Annotated in this window: 9 protein-coding genes and 1 tRNA gene; 3 read left to right on the forward strand and 7 right to left on the reverse strand. The window is 72.0% G+C overall.

Features of this window, described 5'->3' with window-relative positions:
- The 3 genes from CCS38_RS35620 to CCS38_RS34060 form a co-directional block, all read right to left on the reverse strand.
- On the reverse strand, nucleotides 1-589 hold a 589-nt coding region (locus CCS38_RS35620; RefSeq protein WP_223737376.1), incomplete at its 3' end, for a chaplin.
- A gap of 172 nt (nucleotides 590-761) precedes the next feature.
- Nucleotides 762-995, reverse strand: a complete 234-nt coding sequence (gene chpH, locus CCS38_RS34055) for a chaplin ChpH (protein WP_223737378.1) — start codon at nucleotides 993-995, stop codon at nucleotides 762-764.
- Between the two features lie 206 nt (nucleotides 996-1201).
- On the reverse strand, nucleotides 1202-2548 hold the full coding sequence (locus CCS38_RS34060) for a M20/M25/M40 family metallo-hydrolase (RefSeq protein ID WP_223737379.1): 1347 nt from the start codon (nucleotides 2546-2548) through the stop codon (nucleotides 1202-1204).
- Between the two features lie 250 nt (nucleotides 2549-2798).
- Between CCS38_RS34060 and CCS38_RS34065 the strand changes: the two genes are divergently transcribed.
- Together CCS38_RS34065 and CCS38_RS34070 are read left to right on the forward strand one after the other, a co-directional pair.
- Nucleotides 2799-2886, forward strand: a tRNA-Leu gene (locus CCS38_RS34065).
- Nucleotides 2887-3013: 127 nt separating this feature from the next.
- Complete coding sequence (locus CCS38_RS34070) at nucleotides 3014-3751, forward strand: HAD family hydrolase (RefSeq protein WP_372457198.1); 738 nt, start codon at nucleotides 3014-3016, stop codon at nucleotides 3749-3751.
- Nucleotides 3752-3788: 37 nt separating this feature from the next.
- Here CCS38_RS34070 and CCS38_RS34075 read toward each other — a convergent pair whose 3' ends face one another.
- Nucleotides 3789-5423: an ABC-F family ATP-binding cassette domain-containing protein gene (locus tag CCS38_RS34075; RefSeq protein ID WP_223737384.1), complete on the reverse strand. Its 1635-nt coding sequence runs from the start codon at nucleotides 5421-5423 to the stop codon at nucleotides 3789-3791.
- Between the two features lie 319 nt (nucleotides 5424-5742).
- Nucleotides 5743-7155 carry a cytochrome P450 gene (locus CCS38_RS34080; protein WP_223737385.1) on the reverse strand — a complete coding sequence of 471 codons (1413 nt, stop codon included), beginning with the start codon at nucleotides 7153-7155 and terminating at the stop codon, nucleotides 5743-5745.
- A gap of 101 nt (nucleotides 7156-7256) precedes the next feature.
- Between CCS38_RS34080 and CCS38_RS34085 the strand changes: the two genes are divergently transcribed.
- Nucleotides 7257-7658 carry a (2Fe-2S) ferredoxin domain-containing protein gene (locus tag CCS38_RS34085; protein WP_223737391.1) on the forward strand — a complete coding sequence of 134 codons (402 nt, stop codon included), beginning with the start codon at nucleotides 7257-7259 and terminating at the stop codon, nucleotides 7656-7658.
- Here the strand turns inward: CCS38_RS34085 and CCS38_RS34090 are convergent.
- Both CCS38_RS34090 and CCS38_RS34095 read right to left on the reverse strand, forming a co-directional pair.
- Nucleotides 7636-9204: an APC family permease gene (locus CCS38_RS34090; RefSeq protein WP_223737388.1), complete on the reverse strand. Its 1569-nt coding sequence runs from the start codon at nucleotides 9202-9204 to the stop codon at nucleotides 7636-7638. The genes CCS38_RS34085 and CCS38_RS34090 overlap by 23 nt on opposite strands.
- A gap of 34 nt (nucleotides 9205-9238) precedes the next feature.
- On the reverse strand, nucleotides 9239-10173 hold a 935-nt coding region (locus CCS38_RS34095; RefSeq protein ID WP_223737390.1), incomplete at its 5' end, for a hypothetical protein.

Here is a 10173-nt window from a genome sequence, read left to right on the forward strand (position 1 = left end):
TCTGCGGGTGCAGGCCCGAGCCCTCGTCGCCGCCCGGCTGCGTCGACCCCGGACCGCCCGACCCACCCGGCTCGTGCGAAGGGGGCGTCGTGCCGTCGCCCGGCGGCTGGGACGGGCTCGGCGACTCCGGCCCGCCCGGGGACTCCGGCTCGCCGGGGCGGGACGGCGCGTCGCCGCATTCGGCGCCCGTGGCGGGGTTGAGCGCTCCCACCACGTTCGCGCTGTTCCCACAGGCGTTGATCGGAATGTCCACGGACACCTGCACGCTGTTCCCCGAGCCGACGCCCGGGGAGTCGTGGGTACCGCCCTTCACCCCGGCGCTCGGGCCGGAACCGTGCCCTCCGCCGGAGCCGTTCCCACAGCTGTTCCCCGAGGCCGGATTGAGCAGGCCGACGACATTTACGGTGTTCCCGCATGCATTGACCGGGACATGGACCGGGACCTGAACCGTATTTCCCGACAGCACCCCCGGTGAATGAGCGGCCGCACCGCTCGTGCCCGAATCCGCGTGCGCGTAACCGCCGGAAACGGCGAGCGCTCCACTCGCGGCCACCACGGTGATCAGGCTTTTTCTCGCGACCTTACGCATAGGTCGTCCCTTCCCCTTTTTGCTTTTCGAAGGGCGGACGAAGCGTGGGTCCCCGTCCGCCGGGACGGACGGTCGTGGGTGCCCGTCCGTCGAAAGCCCGTCGGCCCCGGAGCGCATGGCAGGCGCTGCGGGGCCGAGCGGGATCACGCCCTCATCGGGGTGATGCTCAACGTCAGTCGTTGACGCAGGTGTTGCCGAAGGCGGGGTTCAGCAGCCCGATCACGGAGACCGTGTTGCCGCAGGCGTTCACCGGAACGTGGACCGGCACCTGAACGGTGTTGCCGGAAAGGACACCGGGCGAATTGAGGGCAGCACCCTGCGCACCCGAGTCGGCGACGGCCAGACCCGCACCCGCGAGCACCAGACCACCAGCAGCAGCCGCAGCAGCGACGACCTTCTTGATCATTGTTCCTCCTTGTAGGCAATGCGACCGCAAACTTCGGGTCGCACTCCATGTAACGAGGAAGATGTATTGAAGCTACGAGCCTATGGTTTCATTCACTCTTTTCAGTTAAGTGCTCACGAAAGACTGACCCGAGTTGACGCACGGGGGCGACGGCGCGGGGCCGACTGGGCCGCCCACGCGGCCTCGCCTCCGGTCGCCACGCAGCCTCAGCTCAGCTCGATGAACCGGTCGAGCACCCGCGTACCGAACTTGAGGGCATCCACCGGCACCCGCTCGTCCACGCCGTGGAACATGCCCGCGAAGTCCAGCTCCGGCGGCAGCTTCAGCGGCGCGAACCCGAAGCCGCGGATGCCGAGGTTGTCGAAGTGCTTCGCGTCCGTGCCGGCGGAGAGCATGTACGGCACGGCCTTCGCGATCGGGTCCTCGGCCCGCAGCGCGGTCTGCATGGCGTCCACGAGGGCGCCGTCGAAGGTGGTCTCCAGCGCCTTGTCCGCGTGCATGGGCTCACGCTTGACCCGCGGTCCGAGGATCCGGTCCAGGTCGGCGTGGAACTCCTCCTCGTACCCCGGCAGGAAGCGCCCGTCGACGTGCGCGGTGGCCTGCCCGGGGATGACGTTGACCTTGTACCCGGCACCCAGCTGCGTCGGGTTGGCGGTGTTCCGCAGCGAGGCGCCGATGAGCTTGGCGATGCCGCCGAGCTTGGCGAGCGTCTCGTCCATGTTCTCCGGGTCGAGCTCGGTGCCCAGCGCGTCCGAGAGCTCGTCGAGGAAGTGCCGCAGCGTCTTGGTGACCCGCACCGGGAACTCGTACCGCCCCAGCCGCGCGACCGCCTCGGACAGCTCGGTGATCGCGTTGTCCTTGTGGATCATCGAACCGTGGCCGGCCGTGCCGTCCACGGTCAGCTTCATCCAGTCCATGCCCTTCTGGGCCGTCTCGACGAGGTAGAGCCGCAGATTCTCGTTGACGGTGAACGAGAACCCGCCGACCTCGCTGATCGCCTCCGTGACGCCCTCGAACAGCTCCGGGTGCTCCCGGACGAGGTGGCCCGCTCCGTACACACCGCCGGCCTCCTCGTCCGCGAGGAACGCCAGCACGATGTCGCGCGGGGGCTTACGGCCCGTACGCAGCCGGTCACGGACGACCGCCAGCGTCATCGCGTCCATGTCCTTCATGTCGACGGCGCCGCGGCCCCACACGCACCCGTCCACGATCTCGCCGGAGAACGGGTCGTGCGTCCAGTCCGCGGCATTGGCCGGTACGACGTCCGTGTGCCCGTGGATCAGCAGCGCGGGCCGCGAGGGGTCCTCGCCCTGGATACGGGCCACGGTGGAGGCGCGCCCCTTGTGCGACTCGAAGATCTGCGGCTCCAGCCCGACCTCGGCGAGCTTCTCCGCCACGTACTCGGCGGCCACGCGCTCCCCCGGGCCCGAGTGATCGCCGTAGTTGCTCGTGTCCATCCGGATCAGATCGCGGCACAGATCGACGACCTCGTCCTCGCCGGTGACGGCCGGTACCGGCCTCGTCGTGTCCGGTGCGGGCTTCGATTCGCTCACGCTGCCTCCTCATGCTTCACGGCCGCGGCTCGCACCGGTACGCGCGGTCACCGCGGCGGGGTCTGCTGCCATCCTCCCTCTCCCCCGCCCCGCGCCCAAGGCCGCAATACCCCCGACACACGCTGGTCACAGCCCCGCGCCGGCGCGGGCCCCGGAGCGCCCCGGCCGAGCGCGTGATCGACCACCCCCAAATGTTTGCTATGGTTTTCCACGTCGGAACGGCCCAGGCGGCCCGCCCGACAGACACCTTGTCCGGGTGGCGGAATGGCAGACGCGCTAGCTTGAGGTGCTAGTGCCCTTTATCGGGCGTGGGGGTTCAAGTCCCCCCTCGGACACCACAGTGCGGTGAGGGCCGGTCGAGTTGATACTCGGCCGGCCCTCCGCCGTGTGCGGCGGCGTGGGCCGGCCCACCGATAACCCCGTGCGTTGCGCCGGGTGGGCTCACTACTGTGCGCGGTCGGACGGATGACGAACGGCTTGCGTGCGGGAGGAACGGCGTTGGGTGGCACGGAGAAGGTTCTGATCTTTGACGCGGATGACACGCTCTGGGAGAACAACGTCATCTTCGAGCGGGTCATCGAGGAGTTCCTGGACTGGATGACGGACCCCGAGATCGGGCTGCGGCTCGGGCGGGACGGTGTGCGCGCGGCCCTGGACGCCGTCGAGGCGGCCAACGCTCAGGTGCACGGCTACGGCAGCAAGGTGTTCCTGCGCAGCCTGGGCGAGTGTCTGATGCAGCTGCACGGCCGGGACGCCACCGCGGCGGAGCTGGCGCGGATCGCGGCCTGGGCGGCGTCGTTCAACGGCGGCACTGTGGAGCTGATCCCCGGGGTCGCCGCCACCCTCGCCGAGCTGGCGGGGCGGCACGAGTTGCTGCTGCTGACCAAGGGTGACGCGGAGGAGCAGCGGCGGAAGGTGGACAACTCCGCGCTGGCGCACCACTTCCGCGGGGTGCACATCGTCGCGGAGAAGGACGTCGGCACCTACCGGAATCTGGCGCGGGAGTACGCGCTGACGCCGGAGTCGGCCTGGATGATCGGCAACTCCCCCAAGTCGGACATCCTCCCCGCGCGTGCCGCCGGGATGAACGCGGTGTTCATCCCGAACGACAACACGTGGGTACTGGAGCACAGCGAGCTGGACCCGGCGGACGAGAGAGTGCTGCGGCTCTCGGCCTTCACGGAGCTGCTGCACCACTTCTGAGGCCGCTGCCCCCCGGCATCCGGCTCCAGGCGTCCGGCTACGGGGCGTCCGGCTCCACGGCGGGGTCCTGGGGCGGGCTGCCCAGGTCCAGCGTGCGGGTGATGCCCGCCTCCGCCAGGAATCGTTCATCGTGACTCACCACGATCAGGGCTCCTTCGTATGCGTCGAGGGCGGTGACCAGCTGGCGCACGGACGCCAGGTCGAGGTTGTTGGTGGGCTCGTCGAGGAGCAGGAGCTGCGGGGCGGGCTCGGCGAGCATGAGGGCGGCGAGGGTCGCACGGAAGCGCTCCCCGCCGGAGAGGGTGGCGGCCGGCTGGTCGGCGCGGGCGCCCTTGAAGAGGAAGCGGGCCAGCCGGGCCCGTACCCGGTTGTCGGTGGCCTGCGGGGCGAAGCGGGCGACGTTCTCCGCGACGGTCAGCCGGTCGTCGAGCACGTCCAGGCGCTGGGGCAGGAAGCGGTGCGGTACATGGACCGTCGCCTCGCCCGCCACCGGGGCGAGCTCGCCGGTGACCGTACGGAGCAGCGTCGTCTTGCCGGAGCCGTTGGGTCCCGTGAGGGCGAGCCGCTCGGGGCCGCGCAGCTCCAGGTCGACGCGGGTGCCGCAGCGGGTCGTCAGGCCCTGGAGCGTGAGCACGCCGCGGCCCGGCGGCACGGCGGTGTACGGCAGGTCGATGCGGATCGCGTCGTCGTCGCGGACCGCGTCGGCCGCTTCGCTGAGCCGTTCCTTGGCCTCCTTGAGCTTCTCGGTGTGCATGATGCGGTGCTTGCCCGCCGAGACCTGGGCCTGGCGCTTGCGCTCGTTCATGATGATCTTCGGCTCGCGCTTGTTGGCGGACATCTTGTTGCCGTAGCGGACCCGGCGGGCCAGCTTCACGTGGGCGTCGGACAGTTCGCGGCGCTGGCGCTGCACATCCGCCTCGGCGACCCGCACCATGCGCTCGGCCGCCTCCTGCTCGACGGCGAGGGCCGCTTCGTACGCGCTGAAGTTGCCGCCGTACCAGTGGACCTCGCCGGCCCGGAAGTCGGCGATCTGGTCGACCAGCTCCAGCAGCTCCCGGTCGTGGCTGACCACGACCAGCACGCCGGACCAGCGCTCGACCGCTTCGTGCAGCCGGGCGCGGGCCCGGCGGTCGAGGTTGTTCGTCGGCTCGTCCAGGAGGAGCACGTCCGGGCGGCGCAGCAGCAGGGCGGCCAGCCGCAGCAGGACGGACTCGCCGCCGGACACCTCGCCCAGGGTGCGGTCCAGCTCGATGCCGTGCAGGCCGAGCTGGTCGAGGGTGGCGCGGGCGCGCTCCTCGACGTCCCAGTCGTCGCCGACGGCGGTGAAGTGGGCCTCGCTCGCGTCGCCGCCCTCGATGGCGTGCAGCGCCGCACGGGTGCGGGCGATGCCCAGTACTTCGTCGACCGGGAGGGTGGTGTCCAGGGTGAGGTTCTGCGGGAGGTAGCCGATGTCGCCGGTGGCCCTGACGCTGCCGGCGGCCGGCGTCAGCTCGCCGGCGATGAGCTTCAACAGGGTGGATTTTCCTGCGCCGTTGAGGCCGATGAGGCCCGTGCGGCCGGGGCCGATGGTGAGCTGGAAGTCGTCCAGGACGGTCGTGCCGTCGGGCCAGGCGAAGGTCAGGCCGGTGCAGACGACGGAGGTGGCGGGGCCGGTGTGTGAGGACATGGACATACGGGTCTCCTGGAAGCAAGGGGGTGGGCTGTTGGAGCAGCACAGGGAGACACCGCTGGTGCGGGGGACCGTGAAGGTGCCGGCCGCCGGGGATGCGTACGGAACTGCCGTACGCATCCCGCGTACACGGAGGTGTACGCGGGCGGCCGGACGGCCGTCGTGGGCACGATGGCACGCCGAGGTCGGGTCACGATGCGCTGGACCAGCGCGGTGTCTCAAGACCTCAGACGAGCAACGGCCTTCTCCAATCGACGGCAATGGGGCCGGGAAAGACGCTACGCCGGTCGCAACGAAAACGCAAACACTATTTTCGTTGCGTTTATGCGGAGGGCTCTCGGCGCGCCCGCAGCCGGACCCGCGCCGGGCCCTTGGCCTGCAGGGTGATGCCCGCGGCGACGGGCACCTCGGCGTCGTCCGCCGCCTCCAGCTCGTACCCGCGCAGCAGCGTCGCCAGCGCCAGTACCGACTCCAGCATCGAGAAGTGCTGGCCGATGCAGGCCCGCGGCCCGCCGCCGAACGGGAACCACGCGTACCGGTGCCGCGCGGCCACCCGCTCCGGCGTGAACCGCTCGGGATCGAAGCGCTCCGGGTCCTCCCACAGGTCCGGGTTGCGGTGCGTCACCCAGGGGGCGACCACGACGTCCGAGCCGGCCCGGATGCGGTAGCCGCCGATCTCCGTGTCCGCGACGGCCCGGCGGCCGACCACCGGAGCGGCCGGGTAGAGCCGCATGCCCTCCTTGAGCACCTGCGTCAGATACGGCAGCCGCTCCAGGTCCGCGGCGGTGGGCGCGCGGTCGCCCAGTACCTCGTCGACCTCCTGCCGGGCGCGTGTCTGCTCCTCCGGGTGGCGCGACAGCAGGTGCAGCGTGAAGGCCATGGAGGTCGCGGTTGTCTCGTGCCCCGCGAGGAGGAAGACCAGTACCTGGTCGCGGATCTCGGTCGCGTCCAGGCTGCCGTCCTCCTCGCTGCCGGCCTGCGCGAGAAGGGTGAGCAGGTCGTCGCCGACCGGGCCCTCGGGGGCCGCGCGGCGCTCGGCGATGATCCGGTCGCAGACCGCGTAGACCTCCGCGATCGCGGCCATGGCACGGCGGTTCCCGGGGGTCGGCCACTCGCGGGGCACGTTCACCGGGGCGTACGCGCGGCTCAGGGCGTAGGAGTTGATCACGGGGAAGGAGCGGTGGATGACCTCCACGGCGGCCTCCACGTCGGCTCCGAAGAGGATGCGCGCGACCGTGCGCAGCGCGAGCCGGCTCATCTCGCCGACGAGGTCGACGGTCGTCCGCTCGCCCCATCGTTCAACGACCGCGTCGGCCTCCTGGGCGATCGCATCGGCGTACCCGTCCACCCTGCGCTTGGTGAAGAGCGGCTGCACCAGCCGCCGCTGCCGCAGATAGTCGGCGTCCTGGCTGGTCAGCAGGCCATTGCCGAAGGCGGCCCGGACCTCTTCGTAGAACGGGTTGTCCTTGCGGAAGTTCGCGGACTCCGTGGCGAGCACCTGCTGCACGCCCTCGGCGGAGAAGACGCCGTGCAGGACCGTCCGCAGGCCGGGCGGCCCCGCCGACACCCGCACCACGTCACCGTGGTCGCGGCGGGCCCGCAGGAACGCTCCCAGGGAGTCCTGCTGCAGTTCGAACATCGACCCGAGGAGCGGCAGCCCCTTGGGACCGGGTATGTGCGTCGCCGCACCAGAGGGCAGCGCGCCGGAGCCGATGTGCGTATCAGTATCAGTCATGCCAGCGGTCCTACCCCAAAGTCCCCTCCGTCACCGCGAGTTGAGGACCACACCCGTGGGCCCTCCGGAGCGGCACCGGCGCCCCGTACGATGGGCGGGTGATCAATAAGCGTTCCCGCCGCCCCGCCGCCCAGGCCGCCTCCTGCCGTGTCACGGTGTGCCGCGGCTGCTGCTGCGGTGACGCGGGCAAGATTCCCGGCGTCGACCACGCGGGCCAGATCCCGCGGCTGCGCGCCGCGCTGGACGGCGCGGCCACGGTGCGCGCTTCGGAGTGCCTGGACGTCTGCGACCAGGCGAACGTGGTCGTGGTCCAGCCGTCCCCCGAGGGGCGTGCGGCGGGCGGCCGCCCCGTATGGCTGGGGCTGGTCAACGACGACGACGCGCTGGCGGACATCGCCGCGTGGATACGGGCGGGCGGCCCCGGCCTCGCCGAGCCGCCCGGCATCCTGGACCTCTACGCGATCAAGGTCTCCCGGCGCGTCAGCGCGTCCCTGGAGGGCTGAGGACGCCGGGCCCCGGCTCCGTGCCCGGCGCCCCGTCGGCGGCCGCCTTCTCCAGCTGGAACGCCTGATTGCCCAGGCCGATCCGGGCATGCACCTCGGGGCGGGTGGTGCGCAGCACGCGCCCGTACACGAGTCCCACGACCGCCGCGAGGCCGATGAGGGCCGGCAGCAGCAGGCTCAGCGTCGAGCCCGCACCGGCGCCGACCAGGACGCCGAAGTCCTTGACCGCGTAGACCAGGACGACCAGCAGTGCGAGCCCGGCGACGGCGGCGGCGGTGAGCCGCCCGGCCTGGGCGCGGCCGGCGCCGCGGCGTACGAAGAAGGCGATGACCGCGGCGCACGCGGTGGCCATCAGGGCGATGACCCCGAGGGCGCCGATGTTGCCGCCCCAGGTGAAGAGCTTCAGTACCGGGGTGGTGGGGTCGCCCGTGGGCGCGCGGTCGGTGACGGCGAACGCCACGACGACGAGCAGCGAGACCACGGTCTGCAGGAACGACCCGAGGGCCGGTGCGCCGCTGGCCTTCGAAGTGCGGCCGAGGGCGGCGGGCAGCAGACCCTCGCGCCCCATGGCGAAGGCGTAGCGGGCCACGACGTTGTGGAAGCTGAGCATCGAGGCGAAGATCCCGGTCACGAAGAAGACGTGCAGGACGTCGGTGAAGAGACCCCCGAGGCGGGGCTCGGCGAGCGCGAAGATCAGGCCGGGGCCCTCCTTGCCCGCGGTGGCCACGACGTGGTCGGGGCCGGTGGCCACGCCGATCAGCCAGGAGCTGAGGGCGAAGAAGACCGCGGAGAAGCCGACGGCGAGGAACATCACGCGGGCCACGACGGTGCCCGGCCGGCTGGTCTCCTCCGCGTACACCGGGGCCTGTTCGAAGCCGAGGAAGCCGGCGACGGCGAAGCACAGGGCCGTACCGAGGCCCGCGCCCCCGAGGGTCGCGGGGTCGAAGGCGTGCAGCGAGAGGCCCTGCGGCCCGGGCTGCGCGGCGAACGCGAGGTCGAAGACCACAATGAGGGCGACCTCTATGAGAAGCAGGACGCCCAGCACCTTCGCGTTGAGGTCGATCTTCAGGGCGCCGAGGGCGCCGACGAGCAGGACGGCCAGGACAGCGGGGACCCACCACACGACGGTGACGCCGAAGAACGCGCCGAGCAGGGCGGCGAACTCGAAGCCGAAGATGCCGTAGATGCCGACCTGGAGGGCGCTGTAGGCGGCCAGCGCCACGAAGGACGCGCCGGTGCCCGCGGTGCCGCCCAGGCCCCTGGCGATGTACGCGTAGAAGGCACCGGCGTTGTGCACGTGCCGGCTCATCTCGGCGTATCCGACGCTGAACAGCGCCATCACCACGCCGAGGATGACGAACAGCAGCGGCTGTCCGACGATGCCCATGACCTGGTACGTGGTCACCATGACGCCGGCCACGGCCATCAGCGGGGCGCTGGCGGCCAGTACGGACAGCAGGAGGCCGGGGGTACCGATGCGGCCGGCGCGCAGGGCGCGGTCCTGTCCCTTGAAGGTGCTGATCTCGTGCGTACTGCCGGTGGGCATGGCGGAACGGTCCTTTCCGGGGACGGCGGCGGGATCAGGTGGCGCGCAGGGCGAGGTCGCGGGCGGCCCGGAAGGCGCGCGCCGGGTCGCGGTCGGGGTAGCCCCAGGGCTCGGCGGTGACGTGCGGGCCGATGCGGTGGAAGAGGGCGGCGGCCTCGGCCAGCCGCCCTTCGCAGTACTTGGCGTGGGCGAGGAAGTTCAGGTCGACCATGCCGCGCGGGTGGCCGGTGGCGCCCCCGGTACTGCCCGCGCGGGCGCCCGCGTGGATGCCCGCGTGGGCGCCCTCCCACTCCAGCCACCAGTCGAAGGCGGCCTTCATGGCCTGGCGGGCGCGGCGGGTGGCCCAGTGCCCGGACGCCGCGGGGTCGGCGGGCTCCAGCCCGGCGGCGGCCAGGACGCGGTAGCGCTCGGCGTGGGCGACGACGGGCAGGACGGCCAGCGGGGAGTCGGCCGGGGCCTGCTCGGCGGCCCAGGCGGCGAAGTCGTACACCTGGTGCAGCGGGTCGTCGGCGTCGCCCGGCTGGTGCTCGGCGAGGCAGGCGGCCATGAGGTGGTGGGCGTGGTGGTGGCCCGGATGGCGGGCGCGTACCTGGTCGAAGGCGTGCTCGCGTTCATCGGGGGTGCCCGTGGCGCGGGCCAGGAGGAGCAGGGCGAGCCAGGGGGTGGGATCGGCGGGCGCCATCCCGGCGGCGGCCAGGCAGCGGTCGCGGGCGGCCTCGGCGGGCTCCTTGCCGCGCAGTGCGCGGTGGACCGCGGCGGCCGCGACGAAGGCGGTGGCGTCGGGGCTGTCGGGCTCGGCGAGCTGCCATTCGCGGGCCCAGACGGCGCCTGTCCTGGCGGCACCGAGGACGAGCAGGCGGTGACCGCGGCGCTCCCAGTCGGTGCCGGTCGCGGCGAGCAGGGTCCGGGCGGCGGTCCAGCGGCCCTGTGCGAGCGCGTCGAGGCTCGCGGTGAGCTCGGCGTCGTCGA

This window comes from Streptomyces purpurogeneiscleroticus (assembly GCF_020024005.1).
Classification (GTDB): Bacteria; Actinomycetota; Actinomycetes; order Streptomycetales; family Streptomycetaceae; genus Streptomyces; species Streptomyces purpurogeneiscleroticus.